The sequence below is a fragment of the Pseudomonas sp. YQ_5 genome (assembly GCF_043103305.1).
Lineage (GTDB): Bacteria > Pseudomonadota > Gammaproteobacteria > Pseudomonadales > Pseudomonadaceae > Aquipseudomonas > Aquipseudomonas putida_Y.
In genome coordinates, this window is sequence record NZ_JBICJS010000031.1 from 1 (window position 1) to 24,631 (window position 24,631).

General features: G+C 63.2%; 19 protein-coding genes. 9 read left to right on the forward strand and 10 right to left on the reverse strand.

Annotated elements, in window-relative coordinates:
* Window positions 1-22: 22 nt before the first annotated feature.
* Window positions 23-1,984: a methyl-accepting chemotaxis protein gene (locus ACF8EA_RS05545; RefSeq protein WP_392521263.1), complete on the reverse strand. Its 1,962-nt coding sequence runs from the start codon at window positions 1,982-1,984 to the stop codon at window positions 23-25.
* Window positions 1,985-2,127: 143 nt separating this feature from the next.
* The gene (locus ACF8EA_RS05550; RefSeq protein WP_367251155.1) at window positions 2,128-3,483 is read right to left on the reverse strand and encodes a diguanylate cyclase; all 1,356 of its coding nucleotides are present in this window, start codon (window positions 3,481-3,483) and stop codon (window positions 2,128-2,130) included.
* Window positions 3,484-3,731: 248 nt separating this feature from the next.
* Here ACF8EA_RS05550 and ACF8EA_RS05555 point away from each other — a divergent pair, with 248 nt between their 5' ends.
* The 6 genes from ACF8EA_RS05555 to ACF8EA_RS05580 all read left to right on the forward strand — a co-directional run bounded on the left by ACF8EA_RS05555 (window position 3,732) and on the right by ACF8EA_RS05580 (window position 9,492).
* A complete protein-coding gene (locus tag ACF8EA_RS05555) occupies window positions 3,732-4,799 on the forward strand; it encodes a DUF2333 family protein (RefSeq protein ID WP_021783964.1) in 1,068 nt (355 codons plus the stop codon).
* 2 nt (window positions 4,800-4,801) lie between these two features.
* Window positions 4,802-5,335: an NUDIX hydrolase gene (locus tag ACF8EA_RS05560; protein ID WP_103470202.1), complete on the forward strand. Its 534-nt coding sequence runs from the start codon at window positions 4,802-4,804 to the stop codon at window positions 5,333-5,335.
* A 239-nt stretch (window positions 5,336-5,574) separates the two neighbouring features.
* Window positions 5,575-5,946 (forward strand): translation initiation factor Sui1, encoded by a 372-nt coding sequence (locus tag ACF8EA_RS05565; RefSeq protein ID WP_003255318.1) that lies wholly within the window; start codon window positions 5,575-5,577, stop codon window positions 5,944-5,946.
* Between the two features lie 151 nt (window positions 5,947-6,097).
* Window positions 6,098-8,011: an arginine decarboxylase gene (speA, locus tag ACF8EA_RS05570; RefSeq protein ID WP_392521252.1), complete on the forward strand. Its 1,914-nt coding sequence runs from the start codon at window positions 6,098-6,100 to the stop codon at window positions 8,009-8,011.
* Window positions 8,012-8,179: 168 nt separating this feature from the next.
* Window positions 8,180-8,302: a hypothetical protein gene (locus ACF8EA_RS05575; RefSeq protein ID WP_392521253.1), complete on the forward strand. Its 123-nt coding sequence runs from the start codon at window positions 8,180-8,182 to the stop codon at window positions 8,300-8,302.
* Window positions 8,299-9,492, forward strand: a complete 1,194-nt coding sequence (locus ACF8EA_RS05580) for a hypothetical protein (protein ID WP_392521254.1) — start codon at window positions 8,299-8,301, stop codon at window positions 9,490-9,492. The genes ACF8EA_RS05575 and ACF8EA_RS05580 overlap by 4 nt, the downstream gene beginning before the upstream one ends.
* 24 nt (window positions 9,493-9,516) lie before the next feature.
* Here ACF8EA_RS05580 and ACF8EA_RS05585 read toward each other — a convergent pair whose 3' ends face one another.
* Entirely contained in the window at window positions 9,517-10,854 is a 1,338-nt protein-coding gene (locus ACF8EA_RS05585; RefSeq protein WP_392521255.1) for an MATE family efflux transporter, read from the reverse strand.
* A 281-nt stretch (window positions 10,855-11,135) separates the two neighbouring features.
* On the opposite strand from ACF8EA_RS05585, the gene ACF8EA_RS05590 reads away from it, so the two are divergent.
* On the forward strand, window positions 11,136-16,037 hold the full coding sequence (locus ACF8EA_RS05590; protein ID WP_392521256.1) for an alpha-2-macroglobulin: 4,902 nt from the start codon (window positions 11,136-11,138) through the stop codon (window positions 16,035-16,037).
* Between the two features lie 63 nt (window positions 16,038-16,100).
* On the opposite strand, the gene ACF8EA_RS05595 is transcribed toward ACF8EA_RS05590, so the two are convergent.
* On the reverse strand, window positions 16,101-16,394 hold the full coding sequence (locus ACF8EA_RS05595) for a hypothetical protein (RefSeq protein ID WP_004577004.1): 294 nt from the start codon (window positions 16,392-16,394) through the stop codon (window positions 16,101-16,103).
* Window positions 16,395-16,471: 77 nt separating this feature from the next.
* Between ACF8EA_RS05595 and pbpC the strand changes: the two genes are divergently transcribed.
* Complete coding sequence (gene pbpC / locus ACF8EA_RS05600) at window positions 16,472-18,826, forward strand: peptidoglycan glycosyltransferase PbpC (RefSeq protein ID WP_392521257.1); 2,355 nt, start codon at window positions 16,472-16,474, stop codon at window positions 18,824-18,826.
* Window positions 18,827-18,918: 92 nt separating this feature from the next.
* Window positions 18,919-20,583, forward strand: a complete 1,665-nt coding sequence (locus ACF8EA_RS05605; RefSeq protein WP_392521258.1) for a ShlB/FhaC/HecB family hemolysin secretion/activation protein — start codon at window positions 18,919-18,921, stop codon at window positions 20,581-20,583.
* Window positions 20,584-20,657: 74 nt separating this feature from the next.
* On the opposite strand, the gene ACF8EA_RS05610 is transcribed toward ACF8EA_RS05605, so the two are convergent.
* From ACF8EA_RS05610 to ACF8EA_RS05635, 6 genes are all read right to left on the reverse strand, one after another.
* A complete protein-coding gene (locus ACF8EA_RS05610) occupies window positions 20,658-21,434 on the reverse strand; it encodes a response regulator transcription factor (protein WP_021783971.1) in 777 nt (258 codons plus the stop codon).
* A 119-nt stretch (window positions 21,435-21,553) separates the two neighbouring features.
* A complete protein-coding gene (locus ACF8EA_RS05615) occupies window positions 21,554-22,024 on the reverse strand; it encodes a prepilin peptidase (RefSeq protein ID WP_021783972.1) in 471 nt (156 codons plus the stop codon).
* A 247-nt stretch (window positions 22,025-22,271) separates the two neighbouring features.
* Window positions 22,272-22,841, reverse strand: coding sequence for a DUF4136 domain-containing protein (locus tag ACF8EA_RS05620; protein WP_021783973.1), 570 nt, complete (start codon window positions 22,839-22,841; stop codon window positions 22,272-22,274).
* 19 nt (window positions 22,842-22,860) lie between these two features.
* Window positions 22,861-23,496, reverse strand: coding sequence for a DUF4136 domain-containing protein (locus ACF8EA_RS05625; RefSeq protein WP_103443427.1), 636 nt, complete (start codon window positions 23,494-23,496; stop codon window positions 22,861-22,863).
* Between the two features lie 22 nt (window positions 23,497-23,518).
* Window positions 23,519-24,268 carry a methyltransferase domain-containing protein gene (locus tag ACF8EA_RS05630; RefSeq protein WP_021783975.1) on the reverse strand — a complete coding sequence of 250 codons (750 nt, stop codon included), beginning with the start codon at window positions 24,266-24,268 and terminating at the stop codon, window positions 23,519-23,521.
* On the reverse strand, window positions 24,265-24,570 hold the full coding sequence (locus ACF8EA_RS05635; RefSeq protein WP_176684399.1) for a MazG-like family protein: 306 nt from the start codon (window positions 24,568-24,570) through the stop codon (window positions 24,265-24,267). Before ACF8EA_RS05635 ends, ACF8EA_RS05630 begins: the two co-directional genes overlap by 4 nt.
* Between the last annotated feature and the right edge of the window lie 61 nt (window positions 24,571-24,631).

Genomic DNA, 24,631 nt, shown 5'->3' on the forward strand with positions numbered 1-24,631 from the left:
CCCAGGCGCTGAAAAGCTCAACTCAAACCCTGAACGCTCGCACCGCCCGGTTCAGCTCACCGCCCAGGCTCAGCAATTGTTCGCCCTGTTCACGCCCCTCGCCAATGCGTTGCAGGTTGTCTTCACCCAATTCGTGAATCCGCTCGCTGTGATCACGAATCTCGCTCACCGCGCCACTCTGCTGCGCCGTGACATCGGCAATCCGCACCGCCGTATCGGAAATGGTTCGAATGGCACAGACAATCTCATCCAGTGCCCCATCCGCCGCTTGGGCTTGACTGGCCGTGGCCTCGGCGTGTTCCAGTTGCGCGCGCATCCCCGCCACCGAACTTCTGGCGGCCTGCTGCAAGCGGTCGATCAATGCCTGAATCTCGCCGGTAGCGCCCGTGGTGCGCTGGGCCAGTGAGCGCACCTCATCGGCAACCACGGCAAAGCCACGGCCCATCTCGCCGGCACGGGCCGCTTCTATCGCGGCGTTCAGTGCCAGCAGGTTGGTCTGCTCGGCAATCGAGCGGATCACCGTCAGCACCCCGCCAATGGTTGCCGACTCTTCCGCCAGTTGCTCGATCATGCGGGCGTTGCCTTGCACTTCATCGACCAGTTCACGCAAGCCCGACAGGCTCTGGCCAATTACCGCCTGGCCTTGTTCCACGGCACGCCCGGCATCGCGACTGGCCTCGGCGGCTGCGCTGGCGTCTCCGGCCACTTGTTGAATGGTCGCTTCCAGTTCGCCCAAGGCATCGCGGATCTGCCCGGTATCGCCGGCCTGACGCTCGGCGCCGCCGTGCAGCGCGGCGCTCATGCCGGCCAGGGCGTGGCTGCTGCCGGCCACCTGCTCGGCGTTATGGCGAATGGTGCCTACCAGCTCCACCAGGTACTGACGCAGGCGGTTGAGCGACTCCTGAATGTCATGCAGTTCGCGGTTGGTCTTGCCCAGGGCGATGGCCTGGGCGAAGTCGCCCTCGGCCCAGCGTGACAGGGCCGGGGCCAGGCCGGTCAGGGTGCGTGCCAGGCGCCGTTGCAGCGTGTCGATCAGAAGGGCGATCAGCAGGATCAGGCCGATCATCAGGCCTTGGATGATGCGCACCTCGGCAGCAATTTTTGCATGCTGGCCGCGTACTTCGGGCTCCAGCGCGGCGATGGCCTGTTGTACTGCTTCCAGGCGCTGGCCGGTGCTGGTGGCCAGCTCGGCGCGGCGCTCGATCTGTTCGCGGGTGCGTTGCAGTTCGGCCGGGTAGCGATTGAGCAGGCTTTGCAATTCACGCTTAAGGCCCACGGCAATGTCTTCCTGTTGGGCGCTGGCCTGGGATTCAAGGCCCATCATCGCAGCGAAGTCGTCTGCACCGGATTCGGCCGTGCGGGTTACGCCGAGCAGTGGCAGGCCGTCGATTGTCTGGGCCTGGGCGCGGATCAGTTGTAGCTCGCGCTCCACCTCGTCGGCCAGTTCCGGGCGGCCGCTGCTGACCAGCTTGTCGCGAGCCAACGACAGCCGGCTCAGGTGCACGGTGGCGTCGAGCAAGGGCAGCAAGTAGCGATTGGCCTCGGCGTTGCCACTGTCGCGGGCGTAGCTGGCCATTTGCTCGAAGTTCGCCCCCAGCTCCCGTTCGGCTTGCAGCAACAGGGCTTGCGGGTCGCCGGCCAGCTTGCCGGCGGCCAGCAGTTCGTTGGCGGTGAAGGCCTGCAGGCTATCCAGGCTGGGGCGCAACTTCTCGGCCAGCTCAACGGGCCAGTCCGCCAGTGCGGCCTGCAACTGCTGGTTCGCCTCCATGGCGGCGGCCTGGCGCAGGGCATCGCCGTTGCCCAGATAGGCCTGGATATTGCGCGCCGCCTGGTTCTGAAACTGCTGGGACAGGCCCAGATAGCGCTCCATCATCTGGTAGGGGCGCTCGAGGGCGCGCTGCGACCACCACAGGGTGGCGCCCAAGGCGATACACACGGTCACCAGCAACAGGGTGTTGAAATTGGTCAGCCACTTCAGGCGCATAGCCACGAACTTCCTGCGCAGGGGAGAGGTAGGCGCCTGAAGTTATTGCGATTTTGTGACGGGGTGATGACGCCAGGGGCTTGGAGTCAGAAAAAAGTGGCACAGTGCCTCTATTGGTATGGCCGGCACAGTGAGTGCGAATCTCAGGGCTCTACACGAACGACGCAATTACGCCCCGCATGCTTGGCCCGGTACAGCGCCTCGTCCGCTGCACTGGCCATGGTCAATGCATCCAGCCCCTCATCCAGTTGCACCACGCCGGCGCTGAAGGTGCACTGCAAGTCTCGTGGCTGCGCCGGGTAGAGAATTTCGGCAAAGCGCCGGCGAATTTCGTCCAGCACTTTGTGTGCGGCGTCCAGCGCGGTATTGGGCATGACGATGGCGAATTCCTCGCCACCGTAGCGGCCAATGAAATCGGTCTTGCGCAAGCGCTGCTTGAGGAATAGAGCAAGGCTCTTGATCACTCGGTCGCCCATGGGGTGGCCATGGCGGTCGTTGATCTTCTTGAAGTGGTCGATGTCGAGCATGGCAAAGCTCAACGGCTGCTGTTCACGGCGGGCGCGGAAGCTGCAGTCTTCCAGCAGCTGCAGGATATGAGTGTGGTTGTACAGCCCGGTCAGGCTGTCGCGGACCATGCGCGCCTTCAAATGACGGGCGCGGGCGGCGCGGTTGCGCACGGTAGTGATCAGGTGGCGTGAGCGAAACGGCTTGGTCAAAAAGTCATCACCGCCTTCGCTCATGGCATCCAGTTGCTTGTCCAGGTCGTCCTCGGCAGACAGATAGATGATCGGCACACTCACATAACGGTCACTGTGGCGGATTACCTTGGCCAGCTCCGGGCCGGTGCAAGCCGGCATGTACAGGTCAAGGATGATCAGGTCGGGCTGGAAGTCGGCAAGCTCTGCCATCGTGCGGATCGGGTCGGTCAGGCTGCGGGTGAGCATGCCGGCGCCGGCCAGTACACGCTCGGTGTACAGGGCCTGGGTGCGCGAGTCGTCGATGATCAGCACGCGCAACGGGTCGTGCGGGGCGGTGTTGGTCAGCAGTTCTACCTTTTCCAGCAAGCTGGAAGCTTCCAGGCTGCCGGTGAGAAAGTCCTGACCACCGGCGCGTACTGCGGCAAGGCGGGTTGGGGTGTCGGCTTCGTGATGGCTGAAGAACAGCAACGGAATGGAGCGTGCCAGGCCCTGCTGCACCTGGGCGGCCAGCAGCAAGCCCAGGCCGGCGCCGGTGAAGTCGACGTCCATGATGATGGCCGACGGCGGGTACTCGCTGATCGAGGCGAGAAACGCCGCTGTGCTGGGCAACGCCTGCACCACCAGGCCAAAGAATTCCAGTTGCTGGGCCAGGCGCTGGGCACGCTCGTGGTCCTGCAGCAGGATGTACACCGGTTTGCGCACGGGCAGCAGCAGCTGGTCGAGCGGATCGTCCTTGCGCAGGCCGTTACGCGTCAGCGGCTGGACGGGGCACTGCGGGCTTGGCTCGACTGCTTGGCTCATGTCCTGGCTACTTATAGGTTGGGATGTGCAGGGGCAATGATGGCTCTATGCTAGCAGCTCTTTTCAAGTGCGTGAGTGCCCTGCGTCAACAAAGCGGGCAGAACGAATATTCAGTTGCTGACTGAATGGTCGCTTATGCGTACGGTGGTGTCTGCTTTATAGTGCTGGCATGCGGGCTTACCGTGGCACCCTAGCGCAGGCCTGTGGTCAAAGCCCCTGAACCGTCGTGACTGATTAAGGACAAAGCCATGCTGGACTGGAAAAACCGAGAGGCCAAAGCCGAGCCCCGTGAGCGTGTCGACGGGCGCGGCGCTGCCGCCCGTAGCTACCTTGGCGGCCTTTGGAGCCGTGCCTTGGGGACCCTGATCGGGTTGTACCTGCTGGTGTGTATCGGCCTGGGCTGGTACTGGAGCCAGGAGCCGGCTCTGTTCCCGGTGCAGCAAAACGCCCAGGCTGCAGCCGAACGTGCTGGCCAGCAGATGGTGGTGGGCTATACCACCGTCGAAACCCTCAAGACCGTGGCCAACACTTTGCTGAACAAGCCGGGCGGCTACATTTCCAACGACCGCTTCCCGCCGGGGCTGTGGATGGACAACATGCCAAGCTGGGAATATGGCGTGCTGGTCCAGGTTCGCGACCTGTCCCGTGCTCTGCGTAAAGACTTCGCCCGTTCGCAGTCGCAGTCTACCGAAGACGCCGACCTGGCCAAGGCCGAGCCCCGCTTCAACTTCGACAACAAGAGCTGGATTCTGCCTTCGAGCGAGTCGGAGTTCGAAGAAGGCATCAAGTCGCTGACCCGCTACCAGACCCGCCTGGCTGCTGGCGACAAGGGCGCGATCTTCTATACCCGCGCCGACAACCTGAACAACTGGCTGGGTGACGTGGCAACCCGTCTGGGCTCGCTGTCGCAGCGCCTCTCGGCCAGCGTTGGCCGGGTCAAGCTCAACTCCACGCTGAAGACCGAGTCGGTCGTTGCCGGCCAGGCGCCGCAGGTGGATGAGGAGCTGGTGGAAACGCCATGGCTGCAGATCGACAACGTGTTCTACGAAGCCCGCGGCCAAGCCTGGGCGCTGTCGCACCTGCTGCGTGCCATCGAGGTGGACTTCGCTGACGTGCTGGCGAAGAAGAATGCCACGGTCAGCGTGCGTCAGATCATCCGTGAGCTGGAAGCCTCGCAAGAGCCGCTGTGGAGTCCGATGGTGCTCAACGGCAGTGGCTTCGGCATGTGGGCCAACCACTCGTTGGTCATGGCCAACTACATTTCCCGGGCCAACGCCGCGGTTATCGACCTGCGTCAGCTGCTGTCGCAGGGTTGATGATGGCTATCAGCCCAGCCGAGGCCGCCCATCGGGCGGCTTCCGACCGCGAGCTGGTGACCTGGGTGGACGAAACCGACCAGGTACTGGGCGCCTTGCCTCGTGCCGAGCTGCGCGAGCGTGGCCTGATCGGGCGCTGCACATTCATTCTGCTGTTCAACAGTGCCGGTGAACTGTGTGTACACCGGCGTACGCTGAGCAAGGCGCTGTACCCGGGGTATTGGGATGTGGCGGCGGGCGGCATGGTCGCGGCTGGCGAAGCGTATGCCGAGTCGGCTGCGCGCGAGTTGGCCGAAGAGCTGGGCATCGAAGGCGCTGATTTGCGCTTCCACGAGCGTTTCTACTTTGACCAGCCGGATAACCGCTTGTGGTGTGCGGTGTATTCGGCGGTGTCGGATGCACCGTTGCGGTTGCAGCCGGAAGAGGTGATCGAGGCGCGCTTCATCGGTCTGGAGCAGGCTGAGCAGGAAAGCCTGAGCAAGCCTTATTGCCCGGACTCGTTGGCGGCGTTGCAGCGCTATAAGGCCACTTTGTAGGCTCGGGTTTGCCCGCGAAATACCGGCCCAGACACCCGTTTCGCAGGGCAAGGGCTTTGCCCTTATTCGCGGGTAAACCCGCTCCTACACAATCGCCGTATTTATCGTTACACTGCGCGCCCTTTTCGGGCTGCCGCAATTCTTGCAGCAGTAGCGCCGCCCCTGCCAGAGTGGGGCTTCGCGGTCGGCCTCAACCCCAAGGCACGACCAGTTTTTGTCCTCAGCACCGAGGAACAAAAGTGGCCAAGAAAGCTTCTTCCTTTTCCGCCCTTGGCGGTCTCGTGTACTCCACCGATGCCGGTCGGCACTGCCCCGACTGTGGCCAGCCGGTGGACGCCTGCACCTGCAAGCAGCAAATCATCCCCGAAGGCGACGGCATTGCCCGCGTGCGCCGCGAAAGCAAAGGCCGTGGCGGCAAGACCGTGACCACCGTCACCGGCGTGCCGCTGCCGCCCGACCAGCTCAAAGAACTGGCGACCACGCTCAAGCGCCGCTGCGGCACCGGCGGCGCCCTGAAGGACGGGGTTATCGAGATCCAGGGCGACCATGTCGAGCTGTTGATCGGCGAGCTGACCAAACAGGGTTTCAAGGCGAAAAAGTCCGGCGGCTGAGGCCATCGCGCGATTTTTTGCCCAGCGCTTTCTAAACTCGTTCTCGTGGTCAGGGTCTATGCCTGAGCACGGATGAATCGTCATTTTCAGCTTTTACACTCGCTCCGCTGCCTGCGGGGCAGTGTCTTCGACTTATCTATAGGGGACTTGAATGTCCGTACGACGCACACGCAAAGACGATGGTAGCCAATGGACCGTGGCCGACAGCCGCAGTGTTTATGGCATCCGCCATTGGGGCGCTGGTTATTTCGCCATCAATGAAGCCGGGCGCGTCGAAGTGCGCCCCAACGGCCCCGGCAGCGCACCGATCGACCTGTACGAGCAGGTGGACGAACTGCGCCAGAGCGGCCTGTCGCTGCCCTTGCTGGTGCGCTTCCCCGACATTCTGCAGGACCGCGTACGCCAGCTGACTGGTGCGTTCGACGCCAACATCGCGCGCCTGGAGTACCAGAGCCAGTACACCGCGCTGTATCCGATCAAGGTCAACCAACAGGAAGCGGTGGTGGAAAACATCATCGCTACGCAAAACGTTTCCATCGGCCTGGAAGCCGGCTCCAAACCCGAGTTGCTGGCAGTGCTGGCGCTGGCGCCGAAGGGTGGCACCATCGTCTGCAACGGCTACAAGGACCGTGAGTTCATTCGCCTGGCGCTGATGGGCCAGAAGCTCGGCCACAACGTGTTCATCGTCATCGAGAAAGAGTCGGAAGTGGCCCTGGTGATTGAAGAGGCCGCCGAGCTCAAGGTGAAACCGCAGGTAGGCCTGCGTGTTCGCCTGTCGTCGCTGGCCTCGAGCAAGTGGGCCGACACCGGTGGCGAGAAGTCCAAGTTCGGTTTGTCCGCCGCCCAGCTGCTCTCGGTGGTGCAGCGCTTCCGCGATGCGGGCCTGGATCAGGGCATCCGCCTGCTGCACTTCCACATGGGTTCGCAGATCGCCAACCTGGCCGACTACCAGCACGGCTTCAAGGAAGCCATCCGCTACTACGGCGAACTGCGTGCGCTGGGCCTGCCGGTCGATCACATCGACGTGGGTGGCGGCTTGGGTGTGGACTACGACGGCACCCACTCGCGCAATGCCAGCTCGATCAACTACGACATGGACGACTACGCCGGCGTGGTGGTGGGCATGCTCAAGGAGTTCTGCGACGCGCAGGGCCTGCCGCACCCGCACATCTTCTCCGAGAGTGGCCGTTCGCTGACCGCGCACCACGCCATGCTGGTGATCCAGGTCACTGACGTCGAGAAGCATAACGACGACGTACCCACCATCGAGAACAAGGAAGCCCTGCCCGAGACTGTGCAGTGGCTGGCCGACCTGCTTGGCCCGACCGACATCGAGATGGTCACCGAGACCTACTGGCGCGCCACCCACTACATGGGTGATGTGGCCGCGCAGTACGCTGACGGCAAGATCAGCCTGGGCGAGAAAGCCTTGGCCGAGCAGTGCTATTTTGCCGTGTGCCGTCGCCTGCACAACTCGCTGAAAGCCCGCCAGCGCTCGCACCGCCAGGTGCTGGACGAGCTGAACGACAAGCTGGCCGACAAATACATCTGCAACTTCTCGGTGTTCCAGAGCCTGCCGGACACCTGGGCCATCGGCCAGGTACTGCCGATCATCCCGCTGCACCGCCTGGACGAAGAGCCGATGCGGCGTGCGGTATTGCAGGACCTGACTTGCGACTCCGACGGCAAGATCAACCAGTACGTTGACGAGCAAAGTATCGAAACCAGCATGCCGGTGCATGCGGTGAAGGAGGGCGAGGATTACCTGCTGGGCGTGTTCCTGGTGGGTGCCTATCAGGAAATCCTGGGTGACATGCACAACCTGTTCGGTGACACCGACTCGGTGAACATCTACCAGAATGCCGACGGCAGCGTGTACCACGCCGGTATCGAAACCCACGACACCATCGAAGACATGCTGCGCTACGTGCACCTGTCGCCGGAGGAGTTGATGACGCATTACCGCGACAAGGTTGCCAGCGCCAAGATCACTGCGCGTGAGCGGACCCAGTATCTGGATGCCTTGCGCCTGGGCTTGACCCGTTCTTCGTACCTGTCATCGTAGTTGTTGTCGGGCCCGCTCCCGCAAAAATGGACTGCCCCAGGAGGTTGGACACCAATCCAATTTCCTGGGGGCAGGTAAGCAAGTATTCAGATCGATTCAAACTCACTTGGCAGAGGCTGGCCGATGGGACTTGAAGGTGTCCGTGAAGCCGCGCGGAGGAAATCGACAATGCTTGCAATCGAACCGGAGTATGCCGTCAGCCCTGCATATGATTATCTGTTGGCCTTTCATCGCGATCAGTTCTGGCACCATCAATTGTTCATGATGGGTATTCTGGAGCACCGCGTGTGATCAGTAACGCCGGCCTTCTGCTCGCCTCAATCCTGGCCGCCTGTATTTTCTTCCATCCGAGAGTGCTCGGTTCTCGGCTTTGGCGCGCCACGGTGACGCCACTGGCCTCTATTATTGGATCTGGCTTCCTGGTCGCCGGACCGATCTTGGCGGGAACGTTCAGTGGTGCAGCGTGGCTTGCCATGTTGGCTCTTTGCCTCGTCGGTTACCTATACGGCGCAGTGATGCGTCACAACATTCGTTATGTGGAGCCCAATTTGGGGGCGCTGCCACCTACGGCCGCGCTTATTGAACGTGCCTGCGACTTAGTGCTGTCGCTCGCCTATTTCGTGTCTGTTGCCTACTACCTCAACCTGTTCGCAGCTTTCGGCCTGCGGATTGTGGGTGTAGAAGACCGGTTTTCCGTGCGCATTGTCGCCTCCGTCGCGATTGCCACCGTTGGCCTGATTGGACTATCGGGTGGCCTGCGTGCACTTGAGCGTATCGAGGTCAATGCGGTCGGTCTCAAACTTTCCGTCATTTTCGGAATTATCGTGGCGCTTATTTTGTTTGCATCAACCTATCATCCTGTTTCGGCTCAGGTTGAGTCGCAGGCCGGGTTTGGCAAGTTCCAGATTTTATTAGGTCTCATCGTACTGGTGCAGGGCTTCGAGACATCCCGGTATTTAGGCGCCGAATACAATCTGGAGACACGTATCCGAACGATGCGCTATGCGCAGTTGATATCAACGTTTGTCTATGTCGGGTTCGTTTTTCTTGTGACGCATTTGTTTTGTGACCGCCCGCAGGCCATAGGGGGCGAGACGGCGATTATAGACATGCTTCGCCCGGTTGGCGCCGCAGTCGCACCACTGCTGATTGCGGCAGCCCTTGCTTCCCAGTCGTCGGCGGCGATCGCCGACATGAATGGCGCAAGCGGCTTGCTTGCTGAGGCAACGCATAGCCGCATATCCGTAAATGCGGGAAGCCTGGTGACGGCGCTCGTTGCGATCGGCATAACCTGGGGCGCTAGCATTTACGAGATCATCACCTACGCATCAAAGGCGTTCGTCGCCTATTACGCTTTGCAGTCGCTACAAGCGATCCTGTCATCGCTGCGCCGCAATCAATTCGCCAAAGCCGCGATGTTTGCTGCTGGGCTTTTGATTGCCGTCTGCGTCATGCTGCTCGGAAAACCGGTCGCAAGCTAGGAGGGCAAAGTACTACCCCCGGCGTCACTGAACCCAGAGCCCTTTTTCCTGCAACCGCCACCCCACCCACCCCAACGTCAACGCCCGCAATCCCATGAACCCGAGAAACGCCAACCATAATCCATGGTTGCCAAACCCGCTCATGGCCACCGCCACGGGCAATGCCACCAGCACCGACGCCAGCATCGCATTACGCATTTCCCGCGCCCGGGTCGCGCCGATGAACAACCCATCCAGCAAGTAACTCCACACCGCGATCAACGGCAGTAACGCCAGGTAGGGCAAATACGGATAAGCCGCCGCCCGCACACTTTCGATGTCGGTCTGCAAGTCGATGAACAGGTGCCCACCCAGCAGGAACAGCCCGGCAAAGCCCAGGCTGGTGATCAGCGACCAGCCGCAGGCCACCACCAGCGAGCGACGTAGGGTGTCGCGGTCACGGGCGCCAATGGCATGGCCGCACAAGGCCTCCACTGCGTGGGCCAGGCCGTCGAGCGCATAGGCCGTCAGCAGCAGGCCGTTGAGCAGCAGGGCGTTGGCTGCCACCGTGGCCTCACCCAAGCGCGCGCCCTGCACGGTGATCAGCAGGAACACCAGTTGCAGCGCCAGGCTGCGTAGGAAGATGTCGCGGTTCACCGCCAGCAGTGGCCTCCAGGCCTGCCAGCGCTTGAGCGCTGCCCACACGATCTGCCCCGGGTAGGCCCGCAGGGCCGGGCGGGTCAGGGCCAGGCCGAGCAGGGCGGCAGTCCATTCGGCAATCACCGATGCCCGCGCCGAGCCCAGTACACCCCAGTCCAGGCCCAGCACGAACCACAGGTTCAAGGCGATGTTCAGCAGGTTGGTGGTCAGCAGGATTGCCAGTGGAGCCCTGGCGTTCTGCGTGCCGAGGAACCAGCCGACCAGCGCGTAACTGGCCAGCGCCGCAGGCAGGCCAAGCAGGCGGGTATGGAAGAAGTCTTCGGTGGATTGCTGCAGGGCTGCGCTGGGTTGCATCGCATGGAGTGCCAGCTGGCTGAAGGGCAGGGCCAGCAGGCCGATCAACAGGGCGAAGCCGACCGCCAGCAGCAGCCCTTGCACCAGTACCTGGCGTAACGCTGCACCGTCGCCACGGCCGGCAGCCTGAGCAGCGAAACCGGTGGAGCCCATGCGCAGGAAGCCCATCAGGCCGACCATGAAGGTGAACAAGGTGGCGCCCACAGCCACGGCGCCCAACTGGTGGGCGTGCGGAAGATGGCCGATGACCGTGCTGTCGACCAGCGCCACCAGCGGTACCGAGATGTTGGACAGGATCATCGGCGCGGCCAGCGCCCAGACCTTGCGGTGGGTGGGGCGGTGGCGCCAGTCGGCAGCGAGTTGGGGCATGTGCATTCCATGAGATTTTGGGGCCGCTGTGCACCCCTTCGCGCGCGTGCTCGCTCCCACAGGAAAGTGTTGCTCTTGCTGCCGGCGCCAAACCTGTGGGAGCGGGCAAGCCCGCGAAGGAGCGCAACGCGGCCCCCTTTTAACGAATGGCCACAGTGTACCGACCAGGCAACCATTTAGCGCGACCATGGTCTGACCTGGCGCGCAACGCCGGGTGCTGTACCTGACGTTGCGCTATAGTTGCTGCCCTCACGTACACGCTGCCCAAGAGTTCCTATCTCATGTTCAACAAAGGATTGTTGCTGGCCTGCGCGCTGGCGTTGCTCAGTGCCTGTGACTCTTCCACGCCAGGCAAACCGGCGCCGGTCGAAAAAACCGTGGCGCCCGCGCCCGCCGAAGCTTCCGCCCCCAAGCGTGAGGACCCGGCCTTGCTCGCCAAGCGCTATGAGGGCCGCGAACTCACGGTGCTGGACGTATCGGAAGTACAGCTCGATGGCGCGGCAACGCTGTCAATCAGCTTTTCCGTACCGCTGGATGCCAAGCAGGACTTCACCAACAAAGTTCACCTGGTAGATACCGTCAAAGGCAAGCTCGACGGAGCCTGGGAACTCTCCGACAACCAGATGGAGCTGCGCTTGCGCCACCTGGAGCCGCAGCGCAAGCTGGTGCTGACCGTCGACAAGGGGCTGCTGGCAGTCAATGGCAAGCAGCTGGACAGCGAGTCGATCACCCGCCTGGAAACCCGCGACATGCAGCCGACCATCGGCTTTGCCAGCCGCGGCTCGCTGCTGCCTACGCGCCTGGCCGAAGGCCTGCCGGTGATTGCCCTGAACGTCGACAAGGTGGATGTCGAGTTCTTCCGCGTCAAGCCAGACATGCTCTCGACCTTCCTGGCCAACTGGGGGCGCAACAGCAGCCTGTACTACTACCAGTCCAAGGAAACCCTGGACATGGCCGAGCTGGTCTACAGCGGCCGCTTCGATCTCAACCCGGCACGCAACACGCGTGAGACCGTGTTGTTGCCAATTGCCGGCATCAAGCCGTTGCAGGCGCCAGGTGTGTACCTGGCCGTGATGCGCGCCTCGGGTACCTACGATTATTCTCAGCCGGCAACCCTGTTCACCCTTAGCGACATCGGCGTGTCGGCCCACCGCTACCGCGACCGCATCGACGTGTTTGCTCAAGCCCTGGAAGGCGGCAAGGCGCTGAACGGCGTCAACCTGGAAATCCATGATGAAAAGGGCAAGCTGCTGGCCCAGGCCACTACCGATGGCAAGGGGCATGCCCAGCTGCCAATCACGCCCAAGGCCGATACCCTGATCGCCACCCAGGGCGTGCATACCACGTTGTTGCGCCTGAACACCGCAGCCCTGGACCTGGCCGAATTCGACATCACCGGGCCTCAGGCCAACCCGCTGCAGTTCTTCATCTTCGGCCCGCGTGACCTGTACCGCCCGGGTGAGACGGTGCTGCTCAACGGTCTGCTGCGCGACCAGGACGGCAAGCCGGTCAAAGCCCAACCGGTGAGCGTGGAAGTGCGTCGCCCGGATGAACAGGTGAGCCGCAAGTTCGTCTGGGAAGCCGACAGCAATGGCTTGTACCAGTACCAGTTGCAATTGGCCACCGAGGCCCCGACGGGCCGTTGGCAACTGCTGCTCGACCTGGGGGGCGGGCGCAAGCAGGTCTATGAATTTCTCGTCGAAGACTTCCTGCCCGAGCGCCTCGCACTGGAACTCAAGGGCAGCAGCAAACCGCTTTCGCCGGATGAAGATGCGCGCATCCAGGTCAATGGCCGTTACCTCTATGGCGCCCCGGCCGCCGGCAATCGCCTGAGCGGTCAGGCCTATGTACGCCCGCTGCGCGAGGCGGTACCGGCGTTGCCTGGCTACCAGTTCGGTTCGGTCACCGAAACCGATCTGAACCAGGACCTGGAACTGGACGAGGTCACCCTTGACCAGGCCGGCAAGGCGGTGGTCGATATCGAAAGCCGTTGGGCCGAAGCCCGCTCTCCGCTGCAACTGACCGTGCAGGCCAGCCTGCAGGAGTCGGGTGGCCGGCCGATCACCCGGCGCCTGGAGCAGCCTATCTGGCCGGCTGAGCGCCTGCCGGGCCTGCGAGGCCTGTTCGAAGGTGATGAAACTGATAGCAACGGGCCGGTGGAATTTGAATTCCTGCTGGCCGACCGCGACGGTCACAAACTGGCGGCCGATGCGCTCAAGGTGCGCCTTGTTCGCGAACGCCGCGATTACTACTGGAATTACTCGCAAAGTGACGGCTGGAGTTACGCCTACAATGAGAAATTCCTGACCCAGAACGAAGAGACGATCAGCGTCAAGGCAGGTTCCACTGCCAAGCTCAGCTTCCAGGTTGAATGGGGCCCTTACCGCGTCGAGGTCGAAGACCCGCAGACCGGTCTGGTATCCAGCGAGCGCTTCTGGGCCGGCTATCGCGCCCAGGACAACGCTGAGGGCGGCGCGGTGCGGCCGGACCAGGTCAAGCTGGCGCTGGACAAACCCTCCTACACCGATGGCGCTACCGCCAAGGTCACCGTCACCCCGCCCGCTGCGGGCAGCGGCTACCTGATGATCGAGTCCAGCGATGGCCCGCTGTGGTGGCAGGAAATTGATGTGCCCGCCGAGGGCAAGACCTTTGACGTGCAACTGGACAAGGCCTGGGCCCGTCACGATCTGTACATCAGCGCGTTGGTTATCCGCCCTGGTGAGCGCAAGGCCAATGCCACGCCCAAGCGCGCCGTGGGCGTGCTGCACCTGCCGCTGGACCGCGCCGAGCGCAAGCTTGCGCTGAGCCTGCAGGCACCGGAGAAAATGCGCCCGAAACAGCCGTTGACGGTGAAGATCAAGGCCGCCAACGCCGATGGCAGCGTGCCCAGGCAGGTGCATGTGCTGTTGTCGGCGGTGGACGTGGGCATCCTCAACATCACCGATTTCAAAACCCCCGACCCGTTCGCCAGCCTGTTCGGGCGCAAGGCCTATGGTGCCGATCAACTGGACATCTACGGCCAACTGATCGAGGCCGGGCAGGGCCGCCTGGCCAGCCTGGCATTCGGTGGTGACGCAGCGATGGCCAAGGGGGGCAAGCGACCCAACACTACGGTAACCATCGTTGCCCAGCAGAGCCTGCCGGTGACGCTGGACGACAAGGGTGAGGGCCAAGCCACAGTCGATATCCCCGACTTCAACGGCGAACTGCGGTTGATGGCCCAGGCCTGGACCGAAGAGCACTTCGGCATGGCCGAAGGCAAGACCGTGGTCGCCGCACCGTTGATTGCCGAGCTTTCGGCCCCGCGCTTCCTGGCCGGTGGCGACCGTACCAGCCTGGCACTGGACCTGGCCAACCTGTCTGGCCGCGCCCAGCAACTGAACGTCGAAATCACCACAGAAGGGCAACTGAGCCTGGCGGCCAACGCCGTGCAGAGCGTTAACCTGGCCGAAGGGCAGCGCTCGACGCTGATGATTCCGGTGCAGGCCCAGGGTGGTCTGGGGCAGGGCAAGGTACATGTCCGGGTGACTGGCCTGAAAATGCCGAACGAGCCGATCACTGCGTTCGAACGTGAGTGGACGCTGGGTGTGCGCCCGGCCTACCCGGCAATGCTCAAGCACTACCGTGTGGCTCTGAAGGACCAGCCGTGGACCCTGCCCGAAGCAGACCTGGCCGCCTTCGAACCCGCTGGCCTGGAAGCCAGCCTGGCCTTGTCGAGCCGACCGCCGCTAAACATTGCCGAGCAGATTCGCGCGCTGCAAGCCTACCCCTACGGCTGCCTCGAACAGACCACCAGTGGCCTGTACCCCTCGCTGTACGCCGATGCCGACAGCCTCAAGCGCCTGGGCATCAAGGGCGAGCCGGCGGATGTGCGCAAGCGCAAGATCGAAATGGGCATCGAGCACTTGCTGGGGATGCAGCGCTACAACGGCAGCTTTGGCCTGTGGAGTTCGGACAGCGAAGAAGAGTACTGGCTCACCGCCTATGTTACCGACTTCCTGCTGCGTGCCCGTGACCAAGGTTACGGCGTGCCTGCCGAGGCACTGAAGAAGGCCAGTGAGCGCCTGCTGCGTTACCTGCAGGAACGCAACCTGATCGAAGTCGACTACAGCGAAAATGCCGACCACACGCGCTTTGCCGTGCAGGCCTATGCGGCGCTGGTGCTGTCGCGCAGCCAGCAGGCGCCGTTGGGTGCCCTGCGCGGGCTGTTCGAACGTCGCGCCGATGCCCGCTCCGGTCTGCCGCTGGTACAACTGGCAGTGGCGCTGGACAAAATGGGCGACAAACCGCGTGCCGAGCAAGCCTTGCAGGCGGGCCTGGGCATCAGCCGTGGCAAAGGCTGGCTGGCCGATTATGGCAGCGCCCTGCGTGACCAGGCGCTGATCCTGGCGCTGCTGCAGGAAAGCAACCTGGCCAGCAGCCAGGTCGATCAGCGCCTGTTCGCCTTGTCGGATGAACTGGCGGCCAACCGTTGGCTGTCGACCCAAGAGCGCAATGCACTGTTCCTCGCTGGCCGTGGCCTGCTGGGCAAGCCGGAAGGCCAGTGGCAGGCACGCCTGGACAGCGCGGGTGAAGTGCGCGAGTTGAACAATGCCGAGGCCGGTATGAAGCTGGAAGGCCTGTTACTGGCCTCGCCACTGAGCGTGCAGAACGAGGGCAGCGAGACGTTGTACCAGCAGCTGACTCTGTCGGGCTACCCACGACAGGCGCCTGCTGCTGGCGGCAACGGCCTGCAGATTCGCAGAGAGTACCTGGGCATGAATGGCCAGCCGCTGGACGTGCACAACCTGCGCAGTGGCGACCTTGTGCTCGTGCACCTGGCGCTGAAAGCTGAGGACCGCGTGCCGGACGCGCTGGTGGTGGACCTGCTGCCGGCAGGCCTGGAGCTGGAAAACCAGAACCTGGCTCAAAGCGCGGCCAGCCTGGACAACGCGAGCAGTGCAGTGAAGGCGTGGCGCGAGTCGATGCAGAACGCCAGCGTGGTGCATCAGGAGTACCGTGATGACCGTTATGTTGCCGCGCTCAAGCTTGACGGCTATGGCACCACCCACCTGCTGTACCTGGCGCGAGCGGTGACACCGGGCACTTACCGCGTGCCGCCGCCGCAGGTCGAGTCGATGTATCGGCCGAACTTGCAGGCCGTGGGGGATGGGCAAGGGGAGATGACCGTGAAAGCCCGCTGACGCAGCACGCTCATCTGCAGGAGCAGCCGTGTGCTGCTCCTGCAAGGGTATGCCATTGTGCGTTCAGTGAATCACCCAGCTCATCACCCACAGCCCCAGCACCAGCCAGATGATCCCGAGGATGATCGAGGCGCGCATGAATGCGCGGATTGCCGAGTACAGCAGCATCAGGCCGATGATCAGGGCCAGGATGCTCAGCAGCGAGGTGTCCATGCCCAAGGTGCGCGACAGACCATCGATGAAGTTGCCACCGGCATTGGCCAGCAGGTTGAACAGCCCGCTCAATGCGTCGACGATGAAGCGGATCAACGACCCCAGTGCCTGGCCCAGCCACTCAAAAAAACCTTCTACATGCATAGTTGCTTCCTGATGAAAAATTCGGCGAGGTTGTCGTCCCAAAGCCTTTGGCCATTACCTGGCCAGGTCGGTTCCCGATGCCAAGCTTAGCGCGACCACGCAGCCGTGCGGGCAGGTTGTTGCGTGCTGCATTGATCAGTTTGCTGGTGCTGGGCGGCCTGTCGTGGCTGGCTGATCGTATCTGGCCGCTGCCGCTGCCGGGTGATGACCTGGCCCGGGTAGTGCTGGCCGAAGACGGCACGCCGTTGTGGCGATTTGCCGATGCTGAGGGCGTGTGGCGCTACCCAGTTAGCCCTGAAGAGGTTTCGCCGCTTTACCTGCAGGCCTTGCTGACTTACGAGGACCGTTGGTTCTACGACCACCCAGGGGTCAACCCGCTGGCCTTGGCCCGTGCGGCCTGGCTGAACCTGCGCAGCGGGCGTGTCGTGTCGGGCGGCAGCACACTGTCGATGCAGGTGGCACGCCTGCTCGACCCGCACGACCGTACCCTGGGCGGTAAACTGCGGCAGCTCTGGCGCACGTTGCAGCTGGAATGGCACTTGTCCAAGCGCGACATCCTGCAGATCTACCTGAACCGCGCACCTTTCGGCGGCACGCTTCAGGGCGTGGCGGCAGCCAGCTGGGCGTACCTGGGCAAGTCCCCCCGGCACCTGACACCTGCCGAAGCGGCATTGCTGGCCGTGCTGCCCCAGGCACCCAGCCGGCTGCGCCCGGACCGCCACCCCGAGCGTGCCCAGCGTGCCCGGGACAAGGTGCTGCAGCGCCTGGCTGAATACCAGGTATGGCCGGCCCAGCAAATCCGCGAGGCGGCCGAGGAGCCGCTGGTGCTGGCGCCGCGGCAGGAACCGGCCCTGGCGCCATTGCTGGCCCGGCGCCTGAACCGCGCGGACAGCCCGCCGCTGATCCGCACCACGCTTGACGCTGCGCTTCAGCGGCGCCTCGAAGACTTGCTGCTGGGCTGGCGCGCCCGGCTGCCCGAGCGTACCTCGGCCGCCATTCTGGTGGTTGAAGCGCAGAGCATGGCGGTGCGCGCGTACCTGGGCTCGGTAGATTTGTCTGATGAGCGCCGCTTTGGCCATGTCGACATGGTGCGCTCGCTACGTTCGCCCGGTTCCACCCTCAAGCCTTTTCTCTACGGCATGGCGCTGGACGATGGCCTGATCCATTCCGAATCGCTGTTGCAGGATGTTCCGCGACGCTACGGCGACTACCGCCCCGGCAACTTCTCCATGGGTTTCAGCGGGCCTGTGTCGGCCAGCTCGGCGCTGGCCCTGTCGCTCAACCTGCCCGCCGTGCAATTGCTGGAAGCCTACGGCCCGAAACGCTTTGCCGCGCAACTGCGCATGGCGGGCATGCCGCTGATACTACCGCCCCTTGCCGAGCCCAACCTGTCGTTGATCCTGGGCGGTGCCGGCAGCCGGCTGGAAGACCTGGTCGGCGGCTACGCGGCGCTGGCGCGGGGGGGCAACAGTGCGCAGGTGCGCTTGCAGCCACAGGCCCCCTTGGTGGAGCACCGGTTGCTGTCGCCAGGGGCGGCGTGGATCATCCGGCGTATCCTCAGTGGCCAGGCGCGCCCGGACCGCGACCCGCACGCCGAACTGGTGCAGCGCCCGCAACTGGCCTGGAAAACCGGCACCAGCTACGGCTTTCGCGATGCCTGGTCGATTGGCGTGGGGCCGCGCTACCTGATCGGCGTATGGATTGGCCGCCCCGACGGTACACCGGTACCCGGGCAGTTCGGCCTGGCGTCGGCGGCGCCGCTGATGTTGCAGGTGCACGATCTGTTGAGCAATCGCGACAGCCAACGCGGCATCAGCGTCCCTGTAGAGCGGGTACCTGCGAATATCGGTGTTGCGGCGATCTGTTGGCCGCTGGGCCAGCCGATGAGCAAGCAGGACACCAACTGTCGGCGTCAGCGCTTTGCATGGACCCTGGACGGCACCACGCCGCCAACCTTGCAGGCAGCCGACCAGCCGCTGGGCCTGGGCTTGCGTGAAAAAGTGTGGGTCAACGAGCAGGGCTTGCGGGTCGATGGTAGCTGCCCGGGCGCCAGGGCTCGTGACATCGCCCTGTGGCCGGCGCCACTGGAGCCGTGGCTACCCCGTGTCGAGCGGCGCCTGGCGCGATTGCCGGCCATCGACCCGGCCTGCCCGCCGCAGGCGCCGGCCAGTGCACCACCGCTGTCGATCGTCGGTGTGCGCCCAGGCGACAATCTGCGTCGCCCGGCCACCAGCACTGAGCCGCTGCAATTGCAGGTCTCTGCCTTGGGTGGTGGTGGACGGCGCTGGTGGTTCCTCAACGGCCAGCCGCTGGGTGAAACCCAAGGGCAGGACAGCCTGTTGCTGCGTTTGCCACAGGTCGGGCAGGCCGAACTCAGCGCGCTGGACGAAAGCGGTCAGACGGCGCGGGTGGCGTTTCAGGTCAGCGAGTAGGTGTTCGACGGCAGCCGGGCCAGCACCTACGCTTGCAAGTGACGGGTGTGGCCGGCTTGTGCCCCGCAACCCATGGGAACATGGAGTGCCCTATGTGTCCTCTGCTCGTGCCCCTGATGTTGCTGCTTTGGGCACTTGCTGCCCACGCCGAGCCGTTGCCGGGGTTTCTCGACAGCCATGAATACGAGCGGCGTCTGCCCAGCGCCAACCTGCCGATGACGGACTACTCCTCTGTGCGCCCCAGCATACGGCTGGCAGGGGCGGCTATCGACAATCCCAGCTGGGCCCCGGCCAACACCCGGCTGGTGCTGCATAAAGTGCGCTTCGAGGGCGGCACGGTGTTCCCCTTGGGCGACCTGCGCGAACACTATCAGCCGCTGATCGGGCGCGAAACCACGTTGGGTGAATTGCAGCAATACACCCAGCGCCTGACCCAACGCTACCGGCAGGAGGGCTACTTGTTGTCGTATGCCTACCTGCCGCCTCAGGATGTGGCCGATGGCAGGGTCAATGTGGTGCTGGTCGAAGGTTACGTACGTGATTACCACGTGGACGGCGATATCGGATCGGCCAATGAGTATTTGCAGCAGTTGCTGGCGCGCATTGAGACCGAGCGCCCACTGACCCGCGAAACGCTGGAGCGCTATCTGGGCCTGGCTACGCGCATGCCAGGGGTCGTGGTAGAGGCCGAATTGGCAATGGCGCGTGCTGCCGATGGTGTCGCCCAGCTGACCGTGCATGCACGGCGCAAGCCACTCAGCGCCGCTGTGACCGTGGCCGACTCCAGCCGTGATGCTGCACAGGCCCTGATCACCGTAGCCAGCAATGCCCAGACCCGCCATGGCGAACGCGTAACGGCCAGCTGGCTGCTGCCCCCTGGCAATGACCGGGTCTACTACCAGCGTCTCGATTACAGCCAGTACCTGGACGCCGCCGGAAGCCAACTGCTGCTGTCGGCGTCGCGCTACCGCAGCGAGCCCGGCACGCGCATACGTTTGGACGATGGCCGCGATATCACCCGCAAGCACGACAGTGAGCGCTATGCGATCGGCCTGCGTCAGCCGGTGGTTGTAAGGCCCAATGAGTGGCTAGCGGTGCAGGGCCACGTGTATTCAGTCAGTGAGCATGGTGAAAACCGGATGGCCGAACAGCCACCGTCTCGCAAGTACGACACCTATGTGCGGGCGCTGGCATTCGAAGGTGACTGGCGCAAGGTGGAGCAGGGGCGTTTGCGTATCGTCAGTGCCGGGGTCTATCAGGGCCTGGACTACCTGGGAGCACGCAGCGATGCTGACTACGATCTCGATTTCCTGCGCTTGCGGCTTTCCGGTTTGCAGAGCGACAGGCTGTTGGATAACTGGCAGGGGGTGGTGTCCGGGGCGTTGTACTGGAGTGATGATCGATTGCCTGACAGCGAGCGTGCGGGGTTTGGCGGGCAGAATTTCGGGCGCGGTTACCCGCGCGATCAGGCGGACGGTGACAAGGGCTGGGGAGTGGCTTACGAGCTCAACTACAGCGTGCGCAGTAGCTGGCTTGCGCGGGTTCAGCCCTATGCGGTGGTGGATACCGCACAGGCCTGGCATAACCGGGGACCGGTGGAGGACGCCCATCTGGCTTCGGTGGCGCTGGGTGTGCGGTTAGGGGTTGGGCATATGTTCAATGTGGCGCTGGAAGTGGCCAAGCCGTTGGCGGATGTGGCGCTGGATAGCCTGGACCGTGGGCCTCGGCTGACATTGAACCTGGCAATTCAGTTGTAGCAGGCAAATATGGGCTTGCCGGAGCAGCGTTTCGCAGCGCGGGGCTGCTCCAAAATGGTGTGCCGCGCCTTCACTCAATGGGTCGTGAACCGCTGGTGCACGGGCGACGAGCTGGGGGTCAGCGCAAGAGCCAGTTGGGTGCGGTTGTGCATATGCGTCAAACGCAATACCTGAGACACATAGAGCTTCACGGTGTTTTCGGTAATGCCCAGTTCGCAGGCGATCTGGTAATTGGTCTTGCCCTTGCCTACCAGGCGCGCCACTTCCAGCTGGCGTGGTGACAGTTTCTCGAACGCTGCCGGTAGCTCGCTTTCGCTTTCTTCTGCATCACTGGCACGCCGGTGGGCACCTTGGCCACGGGCTTTTTCCAGGTCCTGATACAGTTCGTCCACCGACTCGGCCAGTTCCTGCAAGCGCTGGTTCAAGCCACCCAGATCGCGAATGTTGCGCTGGCGCTCCAGCAAGGCCTCTTCCTGCCGGCGGACGCCTTCCAGCAGTTCATCGAGGTCCATCGGCTTCTGGTAGTAATCGGCGAAACCTTCGCGTAGCGCCCGGATCAAGTCCTGCTTCTCGGCACGCCCAGTCAACATGATGGCTTCGAACATGCGCTGGCTACCGTTGATCTCCTTCAATGCGCGTACCAGCTCGATGCCATCCCGATCTGGCATGTGCAGGTCACAGATGAGCAAGCCAATAGTCGGGTCTGCCACATAGTGCTCAATGGCTTCGTCGGTTGAGAGGGCTGTAACGCAGGCATAGCCCTTGGTTTCGAGGAATTCACTCAGTTGCTCGACAATGACCGGTTGGTCATCAACCACCAACACCTTCACTTCACTCACTGATCTGGACACGATCAACTCCCTGTTCTTATACGGCCCTGCTCCCGTGCCAGACGCTCTGACAGCTTAAAAGTAGTCGCACCAGGCGAAAATGTACAAGGTGTGTACAAGTCATCGGACCACTGGAAGGCTTATTGGATCCATACGGCCGTCAGAAGAAAACCTGATAACACATAGGGGACAAATGCCTGCTTATCACCCATTTCCTCGGTCAGTTCCTGCAAACGTTTTTTCACTTTGGGGTTGAGCAGCGTCCACAGACGCCGGCGTGTCAGTAGCCAGACCAGCACACTGACACCCGCGCCAATGAAGGTGCCGAGCACATACTGCGGGCTGGTGGCCAGGGCCAGGGCGCCCATCAGCTTGACGTCGTCGGCACCGAAGCGGCCGAGCATGTAGCCTGGCAAGGTCAGCAGCATGACGATGGCCAGCGCCCAGCCGGCATCGCTGGCATCGGCGCCTATCCAGCTGTGACCAGTGCTGAACAGCCAGGCCAAGGCGCAGCTCGCCACCCCCAGGGTCAGCACGTTGGAGATCTGGCGTTGACGCACATCCTGTTCGGAGCACAAGGCAAGCCACAGCAGGAGAACAATGCTTTGCATTGGCAGGTCGCCTTTCCCAAATGTTGAACACATCTACCCGGTCAGTCAGGTTTCCTTAAATGAAGATAGACGGGAACATGCGGGGGAGTGCAGTTGGCAATAGAAAAAGGCGCTGTCGAAACGGATTTTGTCGCAGCTGACACAGGCCTGGCAGGGGTTGCAGTCGTACTTGGAATCGCGATCTCTGTGGGCGCGGGTTCAGCCGCTCCCACAGTGCCACGGCGTATGCAAAAGCCGCGTTCTAGCGCTATTTTTTGCTCCCCGGTGGGTAGTTGCCCAGCACCTTGGCCACGGTATTCTGGATAGCGCTGTTACGTTCTTCCGGGCTTGGCGGGTAGTTGTTCATGATCTGCTCGGCACTGCCGCGCCATACCAGCTTGCCGTCACGCCCATCGAACAGGTCGACCTGAATGGTGGCGACCTTGTAGTCGACACTGCGGGTTTCGTTGTACATCGGGCCACCCCAGTAGCCGCCCCAGTAGCCACCCCAGCCACCGCCGTAGTTGGTGGTGATCTGTTGTTGGCGCTGTTCCACGATCAGGTACGTGCGTACGGTCAGGTCCGGCCGCGCTCCGCCTTGTACAGGACGCAGGCCGCGCTGGTCGAGTTGGTCTGCCACCGCCTGGCGAATGCGCTGCTCGGTAAGGTCGCTCTTGATCCGTGGGTCATCCGGGCGGTACTGCAGGCCCGGCTCCTGCCATGCCCAGCTACGGTAGGCGGCAAAATCGCGGCTGGCATCGAAATCCTGCTGGACGTTGTTGCTCGAGCAGGCAGCGAGCAACAACGCGAATGACAGTAGAACGAGACGGCGCAACATGATGGTTCTCCGTTAGCTATTAACTGGGAGGATAGCCGCTGAGCGCCTTGTGCACAGAATCGCGCAAGGCACTTTCGCGCTCGCGGGGCGAGTCCTTGTTGCTGCTGCTTTCGGCGCTGGCGCTCCAGACCGGCTGGCCGCTGCGGGCGTCGTACAGGTCGATGCGCACCACCAGGACTTCGACCTCGTAGGTACGCACGATGGGCACGCTGGCATAGCCCCCATAACCATGGTGATAGCCGCCATAGCCCACACCACCATAAGGGTACGGCCCGTAGTAGGGGTCGTAGCTGTCGTAGTCACGCACCTGGCGCAAGCGTTTTTCCAGGCGTATACCGGCGCTTACCAGCAAATCGCCAGGGCCTGCGCGAGAGGGGCGCAGGCCATGCTGGTCGAGCGCGCCGCTCACCGCATCGGCCAGTTGCGCCGGGTCGGCACCCACAGCGCCGCTGGGCAACTGCCCGTTGCGCCAGCTCCAGCTGCGGTAGTGCCCGTAATCGCGAACGGGCGCTGGGTAGGCACTGGCGTCGAAGGTGATGGCCGCCTGGGCAGGGGCCGGTGGTAACGGGCGGCTGCTGGCCACATACGGGTTGCTGCCCTGGCAGCCAGCCAGGGCAATGGGCAGCAGGGCCAGGCACAACAAACGGTACGGCATGTGTTCCTCCCGGCGCGGCGGATTAGCGGGGGCGGCAAACCCAGTGCAGGTAGCGGCCAAGCCCGGCGAAGCTGGGGTGGCGACGGTGGGCCAGTTCCATTTCCAGCAGGTCGAGCAGCTCGGCCTTGCCCTGGAATTCCTTGGGCATATAGTCGTGAAACACCCGCACGCCGCTTTCGCTTTCAACCTGCCACATAGGCTCAAGTTGCGCTTTGAGTTCGCGTGGATCAAGCGGTTTCTGTGGGGTCAGGCTCTGCTTTTCACCTTCCAGCCGGTTGCTGCGCAACTTGCGGAAATGGCCCTTGAGCAGGTTGCGATAGACCAGGGCGTCGCGGTTGTAGAAGGCCAGCGATAACCAACCGCCGGGGGCCGTGAGCTGGTGCAGCACCGGCAGGATGCTCTCGGGTTCGGCCAGCCATTCGAGCACGGCGTGGCAGAGCACCAGGTCGTAGCGCTCGGTCAGTTGGCCGAGCAGGTCTTGCCAGGGCGCCTGGATGAAAGTCGCGGTCTGGCCGGCTTCGGCAAAGCGTGCTCTGGCGCCGTCGAGCATGGGCGCCGCGGGTTCGGCCAGGGTCAGCTGGTGGCCGCGCTCGGCCAGCCACAAGGCCATGTGGCCCAACCCGGCGCCGATGTCGAGGATGCGTAGCGGGCGGTCGGGTAGCGCTTCGGCCAGGTCGGCCTGCAGCACGGCCAAGCGGATCGCACCTTTGGCGCCGCCATAGATCTTTTCGGCAAAGCGGGTGGCCAGCTCATCGAAATGACGGTCGTTCATCGGGCGAAGCGCCTCTCGCTGTCGGCCAGCTTGGCACGCACCACCTGGTCCATGTCCAGACCCAGTTCGCTGCACAGCAGCAACAGGTAGAGCACCACGTCACCGACTTCCTGGCCGGCGTGGGCCAGTTTGTCGGCAGGCAGCTGGCGCGATTCGTCCTCGCTCAGCCACTGGAAGATTTCTACCAGCTCGGCCATTTCGACGCTGGCGGCCATGGCCAGGTTCTTCGGGCTGTGGAAGCCGCGCCAGTCGTTGGTATCGCGGATCTGATGCAGGCGTTGGGTGATTTCTTGCAGGTTCATCGGGGGTCTCCTATTGCTGCATAGCTTCTGCCCAGGCCCGATGCAAAGCAAGCGTATACCG